Below are 18,547 nucleotides of genomic sequence, written 5' to 3' on the forward strand. Positions count from 1 at the left end.
TATTCACAGTTTTTTCCACAACTGGTGGTAAATTGATCAGTTGCTGGGGCCAGGGTTGTGGACCGTTGATCTGACGCCTTGTGGTGCCTGGTGTCGCAGTAGGTTGTTAATGGTGGTTAAAGCCCTACTTTCTGTGCAAGGTTGTGAGTAACTTTGTGCGGTACAATAAATGGCAGCAAGAATACGGCTGGTTTTTTTGTCGGGATCCCAAACCGGACGATCGTCACGTTTTCGGGCCTGTCGGGAAGATCCGGCCATTTGGATCAACAGAACAACAAAGCAGGCTATCGTGACAGGTCGCTTGCGCCAGACAGAGTGAGGCAGTCGATGGAACAGTTTGAGCATATTTCGGTAGAGCAGGCATATACATTATTACAACACGCCGATTCAGAGGCTGTACTGGTTGATATCCGCGATCCGCAGTCATTTGCCTTGTCACATCCGGAGCCTGCTTTTCACCTGACCAACGATACCGTGGTCGAGTTCATGAATGAGGTTGATTTCGAGCAACCTGTGATTGTCATGTGTTATCACGGTATTAGCAGCCAGGGGGCGGCACAATACTTGATTAATCAAGGCTACGAAACAGTGTATAGTCTTGATGGTGGTTTCGAGGCCTGGCGACGCCAGGCGTATCCTTGTATTCAGCAGGCGTAGTCTCTCAGAACGGAGTAATAGATGCATCGGTTAGCCGGATTAAACAATGCCCGTCAGGCCCAGGCCTTTATCGACTATATGGCGTCCCGCGGAATCGCCTTGGTATTGGCCCCGGAGCCGGAGGGAATGGTTGCTATCTGGCTGAAGGATTCCGAGCATCTGGTGGAAGCACAGGCTGAGCTCAATATGTTTTTGGCCAATCCGCACGACAGGAAATACCAGGCCGCTTCTTGGACAGTCGCCGAATCGCGGACGGCGAAGTTTTACTACAATAGCCCGGGCCTGTTGGCTCTGGTCAAGTCCGGGGCTGGCCCTTTTGGCCTGATGGTCATGGTTGTTACCATTGTTATCTACGGGCTTTGGCTGTTCGGGCTGCAGCAGCCGGTGTTCGAGCTGCTTCATTTTCCGGTTATGAATGGTGATCAGTGGCAGGTATGGCGCTTCTTCTCCCATGCCCTTATCCATTTTTCGACACTGCATATCATCTTTAACTGTCTGTGGTGGTGGCTTCTGGGCGGGCAGCTCGAACGCCACAGCGGGAGCTCGAAGCTGGCTCAGGTATTTCTGGTTTCGGCTCTGATCTCCGGTTTTGCCCAGTTTTGGCTTCATGGGCCGAATTTTGGCGGTCTGTCAGGAGTCGTCTACGCATTGATGGGCTACATCTGGTGGATGGGGTGGCTGGCGCCACAACGGGGGTTGGTGCTCCCTAATTCATACGTCGTCTTCATGTTGGTTTGGCTGGTACTGGGCTTTGCCCAGCCGTTTGGGATGTCAGTCGCCAATATGGCACATTTGTTTGGCTTGTTCAGTGGTTGTGGGTTGGCGCTTGTCGATGCCAAGCTGCATAAACAGGCGAATAATTAGCCACTTTGAAGATCAAGCTTGTCAGCCTTAGTTAACTTAATCTGTTGATTGGCCTACCGGTATCAATTTTTTTTGAAAAATTTAGAGTAAAAGCACCAAAGCTGGAAATTAAATCTTCGTTTTTGATTCTTTTCACATTTATTTATCTTCATTCGCGCAATAATTTGCATACCTTGAGCGATATTGCTTATTTTCGCTCGCCCTATATTGCGTTTACGCAAACCATCGCTAAAACAACAACAACATTTTTAAGGAACATCTTATGTTTGGCATTTTTAAACCCGCCTTGCATACGGAGCGTCTGGCTGATGGCCAGGTCGATCCCGTCTACAAGCGACTCCGTTGGCAACTATTCGCTGGTATTTTCTTTGGCTATGCCGGTTACTACCTGGTTCGTAAAAACTTTAGTCTGGCAATGCCTTTCCTGATTGAGGAATACGGGTATAGCCGCGGTGATCTGGGTGTGGCACTTGCCGCTGTTTCCATCGCCTACGGTTTATCCAAGTTCTTGATGGGAAGCGTGTCGGATCGCTCCAATCCACGGTATTTCCTTGCTGCCGGTCTGACGATGTCGGCCTTAGTGATGCTGTGCTTCGGCTTTATGCCATGGGCGACCAGCAGTATTGCCGCTATGTTTATCCTGCTGTTCCTTAATGGCTGGTTCCAGGGCATGGGCTGGCCGGCCTGTGGGCGGACAATGGTGCACTGGTGGTCACGCAAAGAGCGTGGTGAGGTAGTATCGGTCTGGAACGTTGCCCACAACGTGGGTGGTGGTCTGATTGGTCCTATGTTCCTGCTTGGTTTGTGGGCATTCAATGATGACTGGCGTACGGCCTTCTACGTACCGGCTTTCTTTGCCTTGCTGGTAGCAGCCTTCACCCTGTTGGTGATGCGTGATACCCCGCAGTCTTGTGGTCTGCCTTCGATTGAAGAGCATAAGGATGATTACCCGGACAACTACGATGAATCTCATGAGAAAGAGATGACCGCGAAGGAAATCTTCTTCAAGTATGTGTTTAACAACAAGCTGTTGTGGTTCATTGCGATTGCCAATGCGTTCGTTTACCTGATCCGCTACGGTGTACTTGACTGGGCACCGGTATACCTGAGCGAAGTCAAAGACTTTACCGTTGATAAGTCTTCCTGGGCTTACTTCCTGTATGAGTGGGCTGGTATTCCGGGTACGCTACTGTGTGGCTGGATGTCGGATAAGTTCTTCAAGGGACGCCGTGCACCTGCCGGGATCCTGTTTATGGCGCTGGTTACCGTGGCTGTTCTGGTCTACTGGTTCAACCCGGCCGGTAACCCGATGATTGATATGATGGCACTGGTTGCAATCGGCTTCCTGATCTACGGTCCGGTAATGCTGATTGGTTTGTACGCGCTGGAGCTGGCTCCGAAGAAAGCGGCGGGAACTGCTGCGGGTCTGACCGGCCTGTTTGGTTACCTTGGCGGTGCGGTCGCGGCAAATGCGATTCTTGGCTACACCGTGGACCACTTCGGTTGGGACGGCGGCTTCCTGGTACTGACCTCGGCTTGTGGTCTGTCTATCTTCTTCCTGACACTGGCCTTGATCGGTGAAAGCAAGCTTCACAAAGAAGCTATCGCAGGACAAGTAGAGCAAAATGCGTGATTGAGATCGCCATCATTGGCATCTTGGTAACGCTCTAGGTAATATGACAAGGCTTCGCATTCGCGGAGCCTTGTTGCAACTAGGAGCAGCGTTAGTCGTGAAGCAAAGCAAACGTCACCAGGAAATCATCGATCTCGTTAAAACCCAGGGCTACGTCAGCACTGACGATCTGGTAGAGCGTTTTAATGTCAGCCCGCAAACTATTCGTCGCGATCTCAATGAATTGGCAGCAGATAACAAAATTCGCCGTCATCATGGAGGCGCCACCATCCCGTCAAGCTCGGTAAACACGTCATACAACACCCGTAAAGTGATGCAGCTGGCCGAGAAAGACTGTATTGCCAAGGCCATGGTGGAGCATATTCCTGATGGTGCCACCCTGTTTATCGATATCGGGACCACCCCCGAAGCCGTTGCCCGCGCTTTGCTTGAGCATAACGACCTGCGTATCGTAACTAACAACCTCAATGTTGCCAGTATCCTGACCGGCAAAGATGACTTCCGCGTTATCTTGGCGGGCGGAGAGGTCCGTAACCGGGACGGCGGTATTGTTGGTGAGGCGACCCTCGACTTTATTTCGCAGTTCAGGCTCGACTTCGGCATCATGGGGATCAGCGGGATTGACCTGGATGGCTCCCTGCTGGACTTCGACTACCATGAAGTGCGGGTCAAGCAGGCAATTATCGAAAACAGTCGCTGTGTTATGCTGGGGGTCGACCATACCAAGTTTGGCCGTAATGCGATGGTCAACCTCGGCGATATCAGTCAGATCGATATGCTGTTTACGGATCAGAATCCGCCAGAAGAGTTGGCTAAGCGCCTGGTTGAGAATGAAATTCACATCGAAATTATCAACTAGTGCGGCGTCAGCCTAGCCGCTGACAGCTAATCAAATCAATATCATAGCTGCGGGCTGCCATTATGGCGGCCCGTTTTTTTGTATCAAAATTGTTATTTATCTCGCCTTGATGTAACAACTCGAAAATAAAAATGATGATCTTCCGCAAATTTTTGTCTATTATGCTCGATAACGAACATTTGTGAGCGTTTGTGAACTTTTTATTTTCGATTGAGGTGGTGGTATGAGGGTAGCAGCAACTGATGTATTGGATCTGATTGTCGTCGGCGGCGGAATTAACGGCGCTGGTATTGCGGCCGATGCGGCTGGACGTGGCTTGCGGGTCGGGCTGTTTGAGGCCAGTGACTTTGCGTCGGCAACGTCATCTGCCAGCTCCAAGCTGATCCACGGCGGCTTGCGCTATCTCGAGCATTATGAGTTTCGTTTGGTGGGTGAGGCACTGGCAGAGCGCGAGGTGTTGCTGCGTAAAATTCCGCATATTGCCCGTCCGATGCGTTTTCGCCTGCCCCATCGCCCCCACCTGCGCCCGGCCTGGATGATCCGTGCCGGTCTGTTTCTTTATGATCACCTGGGCAAGCGTACGACACTGCCGGCGAGCCAGGGATTGAAATTTGGCCCGGAGTCGGTATTGGTGCCGGAAATCACCAAGGGATTCGAATACTCCGATTGCTGGGTTGATGATGCCCGCCTGGTGGTACTCAATGCGATGGAGGTCGCTGCCCGTGGCGGTGAGGTACGTAACCGCTGCAAGGTAGAAAAGGCCGAGCAACAAGGTGACCTTTGGCATGTCACCATTCGGGATATGCTGACTGGCGAGACATTCGAGCGTAAGGCCCATGCGCTGGTCAACGCGGCGGGTCCGTGGGTGAAGGCATTTTACGATCAGAGTCTGGAGGCACCGTCTCCGCGCAATATCCGCTTGATCAAGGGCTCGCATATTGTTGTTCCCCGTGTCCATGATCAGCCTCAGGCCTATATTCTGCAGAACGAAGACAGCCGTATTGTGTTTGTGATCCCTTATTTGGATCGATTCTCGATTATTGGCACTACCGATGTCGAGTATCAGGGCGATCCGCGCGAAGTGGCGATTGACGATAATGAGATCAACTACCTGCTTGAGGTATACAACCATCACTTTGTCAGTAAGCTCAAGCGCGAGGATGTGGTCTGGACCTACAGTGGGGTAAGGCCGCTATGTGATGATGAATCTGATTCGCCGCAGGCCATTACCCGTGACTACACGCTGGAGCTGGAGCAGGAAGGCAACCAGCCGCCGCTGCTGTCGATTTTCGGTGGCAAGCTGACGACATACCGCAAGCTGGCTGAGGCGGCAATGACCAAGTTGGCACCTTTTTTCCCGCGTATGGGCCAGAGCTGGACCGCAGAGTCCTATCTGCCGGGCGGTGAGGCTGATTTTGACGGTGAGCAGTTGGCCACCCGCCTGAAAATGCAGTGTCCGTGGCTGTCGCGTTTTACCGTGGAGCGACTGGCAACCAACTATGGTAGTTATGCAGCTAAGGTCCTTGAGGGGGTAGCCTCAGAAGCCGACATGGGGCAGCATTTTGGCGAAGGCCTGTATGCCCGCGAGCTGGATTATCTGATGGAGCATGAATTTGTCCAGGTTGCTGAGGATGCACTGTGGCGCCGCAGCAAGTTGGGTTTGTATCTGAGTACCGAGCAGCAGTTGGCCGTGGCGGACTATATTCAGGCAAAGCGGCCATCACACGCGGTTGCCGCGGCATAATCAATAGACCCGGATAGTAAAAAGGCGCTCGATGAGCGCCTTTTTTAGTTCTCGGAGATTGGTTCAGGAGCCTGGAATGTCTGCGATCACTGGTACAGGTACTTAGTAAACAGCAGCTCGGTGAGGATGCGTTGTTTTGTTTCCATGATCAGCAACTCATTGACCTTGCTGAAGCAGGCCAGGCGGATTTCCTCTCTGCCGGCGAGGGATTTGATCCTGGCTTCCGGTTGCTGGCCGATAATGTTAATAATGGCATCGCGGATCAGCGGTGCATGATGCTCCAGCTTGGCGATCAAGTCAGGATCGGACACCATCAGGTCAACCTGGAGTCTCAGGTAGCCGATTTTCTTCCCTTGGGTGACATAGTTGGTGGTGATGTCAGGTTCAAGAGTAAAATATGTATATTGAGGGGTTGCCGTTTCGGCATCTTCTGCCGAGGCATAAAATGGGGCCAGCAGGGCTGCAATAAATAGGGTAAAGCCAAAGATTGTCGGTTTCATTATTTTACTCATGGATTTACAGCCTTTTCAGGCAATGAATTACTTTCTTTCGATCGTAACGATATTCGTACCCGTTACAGCTTGCTACAATAGTGTTTCCTTATGGTAATAAATTAACCTGATTCTACCAAGTGTTAGATAACAGTTTGGTGGGGTTTATATTAGAAAGATGTCGAAATTCAAGCAGTTGTATAAGCCCTTGCTGGATCGTGCCCAGTGGCAGGCACCGGAAGAGACAGCCTTGGAAGGGACGGGGTTTGGGCATTGGTTGCTAGAACCGGATTCATTGTCACGACGTTTTCAGCGTCATTGCGACCATTTCACAGTGTCTTTGATTGAACAGACAAGAATTCATCAGTCGCAGCTATCGGATGATGAAAGGGCATTAATCGGTGATGTTGACTGCCTGTTGCGTAAAGTGGTGCTGATGGGAGACGGGATCCCCTGGGTGTTTGCCCGCACGCTGATCCCGGCATCGACGCTGACCGGACAGGAGAGTGATTTGGAACAGCTTGGCGAGATGCCGCTAGGGCTTCGGGTGTTCACCGATCGCAGTGCCCGCCGGGATGCACTGGTTGTCGCCAACGTCGGTACTTGCACTGACCCTCTGTGGGCCCGACGCTCGAGGTTGTGGATTAACGAAAAACCGCTACTGGTCGCGGAACTGTTTCTGGAAGCAGCCCCGGTCTATGCAAAGGAGAGTCAGAGTTGGAACTGAGCAAAGCAAAAGCGTATTGGCAACTGGCACGGTTTGACCGCCCCATCGGCAGCCTGCTGCTGCTTTGGCCGACGCTATGGGCATTGTTTCTGGCCGCCGACGGGTTTCCCAATCCGCAGGTGTTGGTCGTATTTGTTTTCGGCGTGATTTTTATGCGGGCGGCAGGCTGTGTGATCAACGACTTTGCGGATCGGAATTTTGATGGCCACGTCAAGCGTACGGCCCAGCGTCCGATGCCGTCTGGCAAGATCACGGAGCGGGAGGCGCTCGGCCTGTTTGGGCTGCTGGTCCTGATTTCATTCTTGCTGGTGCTGACGATGAACCGGCTGACCATTATGCTGTCGGTGGTCGGTTTGCTGCTGGCTGCGGCCTATCCGTTTATGAAGCGCTATACCCACCTGCCTCAGTTGGTACTGGGAATGGCATTTGGCTGGTCTATTCCGATGGCCTATGCGGCACAGGCCGGCGAGCTGCCTGTTGTGGCCTGGTTGTTGTTTGTTGCCAATATTTTGTGGACCGTTGCCTATGATACCCAGTACGCAATGGTGGATCGTGATGATGATCTGAAGGTCGGCATTAAGTCGACGGCAATCTTGTTTGGCCGTTCCGATAAAATCATTGTCGGGCTGCTGCAGCTCGGGGCCTTGGTGCTGCTCATTGCGATAGGTGCCATGATGGGATTGCATCAGTTGTACTACTGGTTTCTGCTCCTGGCTGCCGGCCTGTTTGTCTACCAGCAGATGCTGATCCGCGAGCGCGAGCGCGATCCGTGCTTCAAGGCGTTTCTCAATAATAACTATGTCGGTATGCTGGTGTGCATCGGTATTGGTGCCGGTGTGAGCCTGGGATAATGCCCTGTTACGGATGATGAAAAGCGCCAAAAGGCGCTTTTTTTATGCCTGGATTCCGGTGGGGGGAGGGGGGCCGCTGTGGCGGAGCATCTCGTGGGAAGGTTTTTGACCTCAGGTGACCCAAAAGCTGTACAAGCTGTCAGGTGTCAGTTTGCTTTTTTTATGTGCTGTATTTGCCACGTTTAAAAACAATTACTTAGCGTTTATCTTGCTGTCTGGACAGCTTTTCGAGCAATTGTGCTACGGTAGGTAAAAAGCTGTACATGCTGCACATTTAGTCCTGCCATACAAGTTGGCGGGCTTTTGGATGGGTAACATGGTTGCACGATGTTGATGGTCTGGCCGTTGCCGGCAAAGCTAAAAAAAGCTGGCCTTGCAGGCCAGCTTCGTGTCTGTGGGATAAGTTGGGGCCGGTGCGACTTAGGCGCTCGGCTCAACCTCTTCCACTTTGTCTTCCCGGTTCATTACGGCCTGAATAGTCAGTTTGACTTCCGGAGAAACCAGGGCGGCGAGCAGCTCGGCCAGGGTTTCAACCGGACGGGATACCGCATGGCACTCATCGTTGAGATACCCTTCGTGACGCAGCGTCTTGACCAGGGTGGCAAATACGCCCTTGTCGAAGAATTCCGGTGCATTGATGCCGTGGAGTCGGCTCAGGCGCTGGGCCATCATCTGGCTTTGCTGCTCCAGATCGCTCTTCATCAGCTGAGGTTCGGAACGCAGCAGGGTCAGGGCGATAGCATAACGCTGAAGAGTTTCCGAGATGGTACGTGCCAGCAACTGCAGCGGACCGATGCGGGCATTGTTCAGCTCAATATACTCACCGTCACTCAGTACCAGACGCTGGCGTACCAGCTCGGCTATCTGACTGTCGATGACTTCACCCAGCGATTCCTTATCGTGACGCAGGAAGAGCTCGGCCTTGAGGAACGGATACAGCAGCTCGACCTGCTGGCGGAGCGCGTCCAGGCTCAGGCGCTGATGCTGAACCACGATATGGGCGATCAGTGACGGCAGGGCGAACAGGTGGATAATATTGTTGCGATAGTAAGTCATCAAAATTGACTGCTGACGGTCAAGGGAGACGATATCCCCAAGGCTGTCACGCTCGACAATAAACTTGTCCATTTCAACGGCATGCGTAACCAGGGTTGCTGCATCTGACTCCGGCATGGTGCACTGCTCGGAATACGGCACATTGCGCAGCAGCTGCAGGTAGCAGTCGATTTGCTGCTCCAGCTCCTCGCGGCTCAGGGCGCGTTGGCGGGCAGCCAGGAGTGCCAGTGCACACAGGGTCAGGGCATTGGCTGCCGCTGCATCATTGATGTGGGTCATCATCTTGTTGGCCAGGTCGTTGACCACCGGGTTGAGCCATTGTGGTCGCTGCGGTTCAATCGGATCGACGTCCTGGTGCCATTCCGGAGCATGCTCGTTGAGGTAATGGTTCAGGGAAATCGGCTCACCGAAGTTAACGTAGCCCTGGCCGAGGTTGCGCAGCTTGCGCAGGGTACGCAGTACCTGCCCGACATTTTCTTTTTCCTTGCGCTTCCCGCGCAGTTCCTTGGCATAGGTCGCCACTTCCATTACATGTTCGTAGCCGATATAGACAGGGACCAGGGTAACCGGGCGGTTCAGGCCGCGCAGCATCGCCTGAATGGTCATCGACAGCATACCGGTTTTGGCCGGCAGCAGGCGTCCGGTACGTGAGCGGCCGCCTTCGCTGAAGTACTCCACCGAATAGCCCTTGGCAAACAGCTCTGCCAGGTATTCACGAAAAACAGTCGAATACAGGCGGTTGCCCTTGAAGCTGCGGCGAATAAAGAACGCGCCGCCACGGCGGAAAATCGGACCGGCCGGGAAGAAGTTCAGGTTGATACCGGCTGCGATGTGCGGCGGTACCAGGCCTTCACGGTACAGCACGTAGGACAGCAGAAGATAGTCCATGTGGCTGCGGTGGCAGGGAACATAGACAATTTCGTGGCCGTCCTGGGCCAGCTTTCTGACGCGCTGGGCATTGTGGATGTTCAGGCCCTGGTAGAGCTTGTTCCACAGCCAGCCGAGGAAGCGATCGCCGCGCTTGATCAGCGAGTAGGAGAAATCTGCCGCAATTTCTTCCATCATATCAATGGCTTCTTTGCGTACTTTTTCTACCGGCACATCGCGGCTCTGGGCTTCTTCGGCCACGACTTTTTCAATGGCCTTGGAAGCGAGCAGGCGTTTGAACAGTACATGGCGGTCCGGCAGCTTCGGACCGGAAGCGGCCAGTTGCTGACGCGAGAAGTGGATTTTGGCCACCCGTGCCAGTTTGTGGGCGATGGAGTCATCAGTACCGTGGTGATCGGCCATATAGCGTAGCGAAACCGGGGTGCTCAGGCGTACCATACAGTCCCGGCCGCGACCCACGATAGTGAAGAACTTTTCCGGACCGTTGAGCGGTCGCAGAATCGGCTTCTGGTTTTCTTCCTTGCCGGGTTTCCGGCCCCAGAGAATCGCTGCCGGAACCACCTGGAGATCGAGCTCGGCATCCTGCTTGTGCTGTTCAAGCAGTGCGGTAAACAAATCGATGGACTCTTGCGGGAGTTCGCCGTCTGAGCCGAAGACACTTGGACCGTCGGAGATATAGACATAGCGCTTATACGGTTTGCCGTCGATTTCCAGCGGTGATAGAGGATCGGGCAGTCCCAGCTCCTCGGTACTGCTGCGCAGCGTCATCAGATCGGTATTGGAGCGAAACGGTAGAATATAGATAATCGGTCGTTCTAAATCGAGTTCCAGATCAGCGACCGGATCAGAAGGTATTGAATGGGTTTTAACCAGCAGAGAAAGCGGCAAATTCAATAATTTTCGATAGATTTTCTGCCAACTTGACATATCTTTTACTAGCCTCGAAGTCTTAATGCGAGGCAAGGATAGCAGAAAATGCGTGTCGTTTTGCAGCGATATACCACATACTTGCAGTTAAATATCTCTTTGAATGACATTTTGTACTAGGTCGCCGGGTTAGTTTTTGCCTATTTGTCGGTTAACCGGTTTTGACGGCAAGCCATGACGAAAACCGGACCTGTTGATCCCAGGTCAGACTTTCTGGACAGGTACCGGAATCGAGGAAAATTGCTCTTTTCGTAAACAATTGTCTTTTCAACTTTGTTAACACTGGATATACTCACAGTGAACTGTATAAAAAGACAGGGTGAGTCATGAAGCCGTTAACGCCGCGCCAACAAGAAGTCTTTGATTTGATCAAAGCAAAAATTGAAGATTCTGGAATGCCGCCTACACGCGCTGAAATAGCCCGTGAACTTGGCTTCCGGTCTGCCAATGCTGCCGAGGAGCACCTTAAAGCACTGGCACGCAAAGAAGTGATAGAGATTATTCCGGGGGCATCCCGCGGGATCCGTCTGCTTGTCAATAATGACGATGCCTCAGAGCAGGGCCTGCCGCTGATCGGTCAGGTGGCTGCGGGTGAGCCTATTCTGGCTCAGGAGCATGTCGAGACACACTACGAGGTGGATCCGGCGCTGTTTAAGCCCCGTGCCGACTTCCTGCTTCGGGTTAACGGCATGAGTATGAAAGATATCGGTATTATGGATGGCGACCTGCTGGCCGTGCATAAGACCCAGGATGTCCATAATGGTCAGGTCGTTGTCGCCCGTGTCGAGGACGATGTCACTGTAAAACGCCTTGAGAAAAAGGGTGCCCAGGTTCTGCTGCATGCGGAAAACGAGGAGTTTGCCCCGATAGTCGTTGACCTGAACCATCAGCAGTTATCGATTGAAGGTATTGCTGTTGGTGTGATCCGCAATGCGGACTGGATGTAGTTTTTTGTCCGGTAGCAGTCATAGCCAGTAGCATATAATTCACGATTATTGCGCTCTGTGAAAAACTACTCAATATTTGTGTAGAATGCTTTGCAATAGCTAATGATAGTCATTATCATCTCCAAATAATCAGACGGAGGTGATAATGACCAACTCTTCCCGGTACCACATACCCACTGCCTTGCTCCAACCTCTCTGGCTGCGTAGCCGCGAGAGCCTGGAGGATGATGGTCTGATCTATGATCCAGTTGCCGCCGCCGCGTGCAGCCAGTGCTACCTCAAGCCGGACTGTCTGACGGGCAATGTCACCGAGCGCCAGTTGCTCCATGCGACCCTGACCCTGCAATGTGACCGCCAGGTACAGCAGTTTTTGCGTCGTCATCCCAACGGCTGGATCATCAATGTTGGGGCCGGTCTCGATACCCGCTTTTATCGCCTTGATAACGGTCGCTGCCGCTGGTTCGAGCTGGATACCGACGAGAACCTATTATGGCGTGAACGCTTGTTCCACCGCAGTGAACGCTACACGATGCGTCCCGGCTCGGTGACCGATCTCTCCTGGCTTAAGTCACTGCCTGCGATGAATAATGCACCGGTCATGCTGCTTTGCGACCAGGCTCTGCTGCAGTGCAGCGGCAGTGAACTGGTGCATTTTGTCCAGCGAATTGGCTGCCACTTTAGTCAGATTGAGGTCTGTCTGGTGGTTGCCGGCGATCGTTGTGGCTCGGCCATCGCGAGCAGGATGGGCGCTGGCGATTATCGTCATGGCTATAAAGATCCGGTCCGTCAGGTCTTGAACTGGCTGCCCTGGGCGGAACTGATCAGCTGCCACAGTCCGCTGGACCACGACTGCACCCGCTGGCGGTCCTGGCAGCGGTGGATCGCAAAAATTCCTAGTTTAAAATATCGCCTGACACCGGTATTGGTACATTTCCGCTTGTAGATTCGAGCTTTGTCCTACGAACACCCTCTCTAAGCCTGTCATTTGGCTGTGATACCTCTTTTGCGCACTGGATTTTTTTCCGGGTAATTTATTGCTCCTTTTTTCGATCCTGTCCTAAGTTAAATGTAAACAAAGTGTTACTTAGTTCGCACTATTTTGCCCATCAGAAGAGGGACAAGTGCATTTATTGACCTGCTCTTGAAGTAAATCAGGACGATGGAAAGGAGGGATCCGGGTGAAGAATCGCCATTTGATCTGGGGATCGCTGGTTGCGGCGCTGTCGCTGCCCGTGGCAGCCGAAACCGAAACAATGCGCTTGAACATGACGCAGGGGGTCACTGAGGTGAGCCAGCGTGTGTTTGATCTCCATATGACCATTCTCTATATCTGCATTGTCATTGGTGTGGTGGTATTTGGTGTGATGTTCTGGGCCATTATTCACCACCGCAAATCAAAAGGGGCTGTGGCCGCCTCCTTCCATGAAAGTACCAAGGTCGAAATCCTCTGGACCATCATTCCCTTCGCGATCCTGATTGTGATGGCGATACCGGCTACCAATACGCTGCTGGCGATGGAGGATACCTCGGAATCCGATCTCACCATTCAGGTCACCGGTTCGCAGTGGAAATGGCACTATCGCTATTTCGGCGAAGATGTTGAGTTTTATTCGCTGTTAGCAACAACCACAGCACAGATCGAGAATGTTCGTGAAAAGCGGGACAATTACCTGCTCGAGGTCGACAGGCCGTTGGTGGTGCCGATCGGCAAGAAAGTGCGCTTTTTGATCACCTCGCAGGACGTGATCCACTCCTGGTGGGTACCTGACTTTGCGGTGAAGAAAGATGCCAACCCGGGCTTTATCAACGAGGCCTGGACCCGGATAGACAAACCGGGCATTTACCGCGGCCAATGTGCCGAGCTATGCGGCAAGGACCATGGTTTCATGCCGATTGTGGTGATTGCCAAGCCGCAGGCCGAGTATGACCAGTGGCTGCAGGCAACCAAGGTTGCCCAGCAGGAGGCGTATGAAGAAGAGCAGCGGCTGCTGGCAATGGAAATGTCGATGGACGAGCTGATGGAGTTGGGTGAGCAGATCTACGGCACCCGCTGCGCAATGTGCCATCAGCTCGATGGTAACGGGATCCCCGGTGCCTTTCCTGCCCTTGCCGGTCAGGGCGTGTCTATTGACCCGGCGAAAAAGCTCGAGCATATCAGTGTTGTTGTTCATGGCAAGAGCGGTACGGCCATGCAGGCATTCGGGCCGCAGCTGAGCCTGAAGCAGCTGGCGGCGGTCATTACCTATGAGCGTAATGCCTGGGGCAACAATACGGGCGAGACGGTTCAGGCGGCAGAGGTTCAGGCTGTCCTCAATGGTGAAGAGCTTTAAGGGAGATTGAGAGAATGACGGATATGCTGCGTGAACAGACCGAGGTCGAAGAGACTCAGACCCGCCACGAACATCATCAGAGCGGGCTGAAACGCTGGCTGTTTACCACCAACCACAAAGACATTGGCTCGCTGTATCTGATTTTTAGCTTCGCGATGTTTCTGGTCGGCGGTGCCATGGCGATGGTGATCAGGGCCGAGTTGTTCCAACCGGGCCTGCAGCTGGTCGAACCGAACTTTTTCAACCAGATGACGACAGTTCACGGCCTGATCATGGTATTTGGTGCCGTAATGCCGGCCTTTACCGGGCTGGCTAACTGGATGATCCCGATGATGATCGGGGCGCCGGATATGGCACTGCCGCGGATGAACAACTGGAGCTTCTGGATTTTGCCCTTTGCCTTTTCGTTGCTGCTGGCTTCGTTGTTCATGGAAGGGGGCGGCCCCAACTTTGGCTGGACCTTCTATGCGCCGCTGTCGACGACGTTCAGTCCGGAAAGTACCGGCTTGTTTGTGTTTGCTATCCATATCATGGGGATCAGCTCCATCATGGGTGCCATCAATGTGATTGTCACCATAGTCAATCTCCGGGCGCCGGGGATGACTTACATGAAGATGCCGCTGTTTGTCTGGACCTGGCTGATCACCGCCTTCTTGCTGATTGCCGTGATGCCGGTGCTGGCCGGTGCGGTGACCATGGTGCTGACTGACAAGTATTTCGGCACCAGCTTCTTCGATGCCGCCGGTGGCGGCGATCCGGTCATGTTCCAGCATATCTTCTGGTTCTTTGGTCACCCGGAAGTCTACATCATGATTTTGCCGAGTTTCGGTATTATTTCCGCTATTATACCTGCATTTTCACGTAAGAAGCTTTTTGGTTACAGCTCGATGGTGTATGCCACGGCCTCGATAGCCGGTCTGAGCTTTTTGGTATGGGCTCACCACATGTTCACCACCGGGATGCCGGTGGCGGCCGAGTTGTTCTTTATGTACTGCACCATGCTGATCTCGGTGCCGACCGGGGTCAAGGTCTTTAACTGGGTGGCCACCATGTGGCGAGGGTCGCTGACCTTCGAGATACCGATGATGTTTGCCATCGCCTTTATCGTGCTGTTTACCATCGGTGGCTTTTCCGGCCTGATGCTGGCCATTACCCCGGCCGATTTCCAATATCATGATACCTACTTTGTGGTCGCACATTTCCACTATGTCCTGGTGTCGGGGGCGATTTTCTCTATCATGGCGGCCGCCTATTACTGGCTGCCCAAGTGGACCGGCTACATGTTTGATGAAAGGCTGGCGAAATGGCACTTCTGGTGCTCGATTGTCTCGGTCAATATTCTGTTCTTCCCGATGCACTTCCTTGGGCTGGCCGGGATGCCGCGCCGGATCCCGGATTATGCGCTGCAGTTTGCCGACATCAACGCGGTTGTCAGTATCGGCGGATTCTTGTTTGGCCTGTCACAGCTGATTTTCCTGGCCGTGATCATCAAATGTGTCCGTGGTGGCGAGAAGGCGTCGGCCAAGCCGTGGGACGGGGCTGAGGGCCTGGAGTGGACCGTGGCCTCTCCGGCACCGCACCATACCTTCTCCACACCGCCGAAGATTGACTAGGGGGCATTATGAGCAAGCCGTCCGAACCGTCACGGGAGACCAACAACACCCGGCGATCTGCCTGGTCGCTGGTGGGCATGGCCGTTGCCATGTTCGGCTTCGCCTTTGCGCTGGTGCCACTGTATGACGTGTTCTGCGATATTACCGGCATCAATGGCAAGACGGCGGATACCCCGGCCGTATCCAGCATGAAGGTCGATACCCAGCGGCAGGTGACCGTGGAGTTCGTGGCCTATATCAACCCGGGAATGGAATGGACCTTCGAACCTGAGGTGCGCCGGATGGTGGTCCATCCCGGCGAGACCCAGACTATCAACTATGCCGCCCGCAACCTGACCCGGCAGGCGAGCATCGGCCAGGCTGTGCCCTCGGTCACGCCAGGCCTCGGCGCCCAGTACTTTAACAAGATTGAATGCTTTTGCTTTAACCGTCAGCCGCTTGAGGCGGGGGAGTCGGCACAGCTGCCTCTCATATTCTATGTTGACCCGGCACTGCCCGAGGACATCAACACCCTGACGTTGGCATATACCTTATATAACGCCCAGCCGACAGCCACGGCACAAACGCAATGAGGTAGAAAGATGGCGAATCCATACACTGAACATGATCAATCAATGAAAACGCCCCATGAGCACTACTATGTGCCCGAGGCCAGTATCTGGCCCATTGTCGGTGCCGCCGCCCTGTTTCTGATTGCCCTTGGTGCCGGCGCGACGGTTGGCGATCTGTTTAACGGCCAGGGGCCGTGGATCCTGTTGTCCGGTGTCGGCCTGTTGTTGCTGATGCTGGTTGGCTGGTTTCGGGATGTTATCCGCGAGTCCATGGGCGGGCTGTACAGCAGCCAGATGGATCGTTCGTTCAAGCAGGGGATGAGCTGGTTCATCTTCTCGGAGGTGATGTTTTTTGCCGCCTTCTTCGGGGCACTGTTCTACGCCCGGATGATTGCCGTCCCCTGGCTTGGCGGCGCGGGCAATAATGCGATGACCCATGAGGTTTTGTGGCCGGAATTTATTGCCCAGTGGCCCTTGGTGCTGACGCCGGGGGGAACTGAAACCCAGGGGATGGGGCCGCTGGGACTACCGCTGTACAACACCATGATCCTGCTGACATCGTCGGTGACGGTCCATATTGCCCATACCGCCCTTGAGCAGGGTGACCGACAGCGGCTGACGCTGTTCCTGCTGTTGACGGTGTTGCTGGGCTCGCTGTTTGTCTACCTTCAGGGGGTTGAGTATATCCACGCCTATCAGGATATGGGGCTGATGCTGGATTCCGGGATTTACGGCAATACCTTCTTCCTGCTTACCGGGTTTCACGGCCTTCATGTGACGCTGGGGACCCTGATCCTGTTTATTGTCTGGCTGCGGGTGCTAAGGGGCCATTTCTCGCCCGAGAAGCATTTTGCTTTTCAGGCCGGTGCCTGGTACTGGCACTTTGTCGATGTCGTATGGCTCGGGCTGTTTGTCTTCGTCTATATCCTCTAGGGCATCATATTAGGGGGCGAGAGGCTCAATACGGTCTTGGGTTCGGTGAGATATACCCGCTGGCGATCGCGATCAGCAGCAGGGCAAAAACGATGACGGAGATCAGAACGCGCCGGCCGAGATAGTGGCTCATCGGCTGTTTGCCCTGGCTTTTGAGCATCGCGGGCAGGGCGCGGAACAGGTTCAGAACAATAAACACCAGCAGGCAGACGATAATAGCTTTCAGCAGCATAGGTACTCCAACAGATCACAGGTGAACATGCGAAGGATAGGTTTCATACTTTTTACTGTGGCGGTACTGGTGACATTGGTCAAGCTTGGTTTTTGGCAACTGTCGCGGGCGCAGGAGAAAGAGGCATTGAGCTCGGCGCTGAAATACCGCAGTGACCAGATGTATTACAGCCTGGCCAGTCTGCCCGGTGATCCGCGTTGGTACAGCCTGACCCTGCATGGCGAGTTTGACCACAGCAAGGCGGTGCTGCTGGATAACCAGCTTTACCGCGGCAGGCCCGGCTATCATGTGTTGTATCCCTTCGAGGCAGACAACGGCTGGGTGCTGGTGAATCTTGGCTGGATTGCGGCCCCAGATTATCGGGAGCAAACCCCGGTGCTGCCCGAGCATCATGGTGAGCTGAGAATTTCCGGGGTGATCGCGCCCCCGTCGTCACTGCTGGAGTTGCGTTCGGCCCCGCTTGAATCTGACTGGCCGATACGGGTGCAAAATCTGCATATCGACCAGCTGAGCGAGAAGATGGCATTGCCGCTTAAGCCATGGGTACTACAGATCGACCCTGACAATTCGATAGCCCTGCAACAGACATGGACACCGGTTGTTGTTGGCCCCCAGAAGCATTACGCCTATGCGGTGCAGTGGTTTTTAATGGCTGTTGCTATAACCGGGCTGGCTGCCTGGTGGTTGAAACGGAGCAAGGTATGAAGAAACACGGAACGTTGTTGTTGCTACTCAGTGCGTTTTTGCTGCCGGTGGCACTGGCCAAGCTGGTGCTCGATTTGAACTGGTACCAGGGCGGGGTGACCAACCGCGGTGAGTTGCTGTCGACGCCGGTCGCCGCCGACTGGCTCGGCCAGAAAGGCAAGTGGCAGCTGGTTTACCTGATGCCTGACGAGTGCGATGAGCTTTGTGCCGGTGCACTGTTTAACCTGAGGCAAATACCGCTTGCTGTCGGGGCAGGCCAGGACCGGGTGGGAAGCGTGCTGCTGGTGACTGAGACGAACCAGGCGGAAGACGACCAACTGCAGGGTGTGGAGCAGGTACTGGCGCCAGATCATGTGATAGAGCAGCTCCGGACGCTGGAATACGGTGCTCGGGCTATCTACATCGCCGATCCCCTCGGCAATGTCATGATGGCCTATCCCCTGGTCAGGGGACGTGCTGCGATTCTTGCTCAGGGCAAGGATTTGCTGCGTGATCTGAAGCGGTTGCTGAAGGTATCAAAGATTGGCTAAGGAGTGGCT

The 18,547-nt window shown here is 53.8% G+C and carries 18 protein-coding genes; 15 read left to right on the forward strand and 3 right to left on the reverse strand.

The window, feature by feature from the left end:
• Positions 1-327 precede the first annotated feature (327 nt).
• The 5 genes from glpE to glpD all read left to right on the forward strand — a co-directional run bounded on the left by glpE (position 328) and on the right by glpD (position 5,757).
• Positions 328-657 carry a thiosulfate sulfurtransferase GlpE gene (gene glpE / locus EIZ48_RS13985; protein ID WP_075766267.1) on the forward strand — a complete coding sequence of 110 codons (330 nt, stop codon included), beginning with the start codon at positions 328-330 and terminating at the stop codon, positions 655-657.
• 21 nt (positions 658-678) lie between these two features.
• Positions 679-1,521, forward strand: a complete 843-nt coding sequence (gene glpG, locus EIZ48_RS13990; protein WP_160652471.1) for a rhomboid family intramembrane serine protease GlpG — start codon at positions 679-681, stop codon at positions 1,519-1,521.
• Positions 1,522-1,783: 262 nt separating this feature from the next.
• Positions 1,784-3,154, forward strand: a complete 1,371-nt coding sequence (glpT, locus tag EIZ48_RS13995; RefSeq protein WP_160652474.1) for a glycerol-3-phosphate transporter — start codon at positions 1,784-1,786, stop codon at positions 3,152-3,154.
• A 97-nt stretch (positions 3,155-3,251) separates the two neighbouring features.
• The gene (locus tag EIZ48_RS14000; RefSeq protein ID WP_160652477.1) at positions 3,252-4,013 is read left to right on the forward strand and encodes a DeoR/GlpR family transcriptional regulator; all 762 of its coding nucleotides are present in this window, start codon (positions 3,252-3,254) and stop codon (positions 4,011-4,013) included.
• Between the two features lie 223 nt (positions 4,014-4,236).
• Complete coding sequence (gene glpD, locus EIZ48_RS14005; RefSeq protein ID WP_160652479.1) at positions 4,237-5,757, forward strand: glycerol-3-phosphate dehydrogenase; 1,521 nt, start codon at positions 4,237-4,239, stop codon at positions 5,755-5,757.
• A gap of 86 nt (positions 5,758-5,843) precedes the next feature.
• Here glpD and EIZ48_RS14010 read toward each other — a convergent pair whose 3' ends face one another.
• A complete protein-coding gene (locus tag EIZ48_RS14010; RefSeq protein WP_439126581.1) occupies positions 5,844-6,269 on the reverse strand; it encodes a flagellar basal body-associated protein FliL in 426 nt (141 codons plus the stop codon).
• Positions 6,270-6,426: 157 nt separating this feature from the next.
• Between EIZ48_RS14010 and EIZ48_RS14015 the strand changes: the two genes are divergently transcribed.
• Positions 6,427-6,975, forward strand: a complete 549-nt coding sequence (locus EIZ48_RS14015; RefSeq protein ID WP_160652482.1) for a chorismate--pyruvate lyase family protein — start codon at positions 6,427-6,429, stop codon at positions 6,973-6,975.
• Positions 6,966-7,826, forward strand: a complete 861-nt coding sequence (ubiA, locus tag EIZ48_RS14020) for a 4-hydroxybenzoate octaprenyltransferase (RefSeq protein WP_160652484.1) — start codon at positions 6,966-6,968, stop codon at positions 7,824-7,826. Before EIZ48_RS14015 ends, ubiA begins: the two co-directional genes overlap by 10 nt.
• Before the next feature lie 420 nt (positions 7,827-8,246).
• On the opposite strand, the gene plsB is transcribed toward ubiA, so the two are convergent.
• Positions 8,247-10,697: a glycerol-3-phosphate 1-O-acyltransferase PlsB gene (gene plsB, locus EIZ48_RS14025; RefSeq protein WP_160652487.1), complete on the reverse strand. Its 2,451-nt coding sequence runs from the start codon at positions 10,695-10,697 to the stop codon at positions 8,247-8,249.
• A 326-nt stretch (positions 10,698-11,023) separates the two neighbouring features.
• Between plsB and lexA the strand changes: the two genes are divergently transcribed.
• The 6 genes from lexA (at position 11,024) to EIZ48_RS14055 (ending at position 17,071) form a co-directional block, all read left to right on the forward strand.
• A complete protein-coding gene (gene lexA, locus EIZ48_RS14030) occupies positions 11,024-11,644 on the forward strand; it encodes a transcriptional repressor LexA (protein ID WP_160652490.1) in 621 nt (206 codons plus the stop codon).
• 145 nt (positions 11,645-11,789) lie between these two features.
• The gene (locus EIZ48_RS14035; RefSeq protein WP_160652494.1) at positions 11,790-12,587 is read left to right on the forward strand and encodes a class I SAM-dependent methyltransferase; all 798 of its coding nucleotides are present in this window, start codon (positions 11,790-11,792) and stop codon (positions 12,585-12,587) included.
• Between the two features lie 265 nt (positions 12,588-12,852).
• Positions 12,853-13,974: a cytochrome c oxidase subunit II gene (coxB, locus tag EIZ48_RS14040; protein WP_240152975.1), complete on the forward strand. Its 1,122-nt coding sequence runs from the start codon at positions 12,853-12,855 to the stop codon at positions 13,972-13,974.
• Between the two features lie 14 nt (positions 13,975-13,988).
• Positions 13,989-15,587: a cytochrome c oxidase subunit I gene (ctaD, locus tag EIZ48_RS14045; RefSeq protein WP_160652497.1), complete on the forward strand. Its 1,599-nt coding sequence runs from the start codon at positions 13,989-13,991 to the stop codon at positions 15,585-15,587.
• An 8-nt stretch (positions 15,588-15,595) separates the two neighbouring features.
• Complete coding sequence (locus EIZ48_RS14050) at positions 15,596-16,159, forward strand: cytochrome c oxidase assembly protein (protein ID WP_160652500.1); 564 nt, start codon at positions 15,596-15,598, stop codon at positions 16,157-16,159.
• 9 nt (positions 16,160-16,168) lie between these two features.
• Positions 16,169-17,071 carry a cytochrome c oxidase subunit 3 gene (locus EIZ48_RS14055; protein ID WP_160652502.1) on the forward strand — a complete coding sequence of 301 codons (903 nt, stop codon included), beginning with the start codon at positions 16,169-16,171 and terminating at the stop codon, positions 17,069-17,071.
• Positions 17,072-17,096: 25 nt separating this feature from the next.
• On the opposite strand, the gene EIZ48_RS14060 is transcribed toward EIZ48_RS14055, so the two are convergent.
• A complete protein-coding gene (locus tag EIZ48_RS14060; RefSeq protein WP_160652505.1) occupies positions 17,097-17,303 on the reverse strand; it encodes a DUF2909 domain-containing protein in 207 nt (68 codons plus the stop codon).
• Between the two features lie 27 nt (positions 17,304-17,330).
• Between EIZ48_RS14060 and EIZ48_RS14065 the strand changes: the two genes are divergently transcribed.
• Positions 17,331-18,008: an SURF1 family protein gene (locus EIZ48_RS14065; protein ID WP_160652508.1), complete on the forward strand. Its 678-nt coding sequence runs from the start codon at positions 17,331-17,333 to the stop codon at positions 18,006-18,008.
• Positions 18,005-18,538 (forward strand): redox-active disulfide-containing membrane protein, encoded by a 534-nt coding sequence (locus EIZ48_RS14070; protein WP_160652511.1) that lies wholly within the window; start codon positions 18,005-18,007, stop codon positions 18,536-18,538. Before EIZ48_RS14065 ends, EIZ48_RS14070 begins: the two co-directional genes overlap by 4 nt.
• The last annotated feature ends 9 nt before the right edge of the window (positions 18,539-18,547 follow it).

Source organism: Photobacterium alginatilyticum (assembly GCF_009910675.1).
GTDB classification, from domain to species: Bacteria; Pseudomonadota; Gammaproteobacteria; order Enterobacterales; family Vibrionaceae; genus Photobacterium; species Photobacterium alginatilyticum.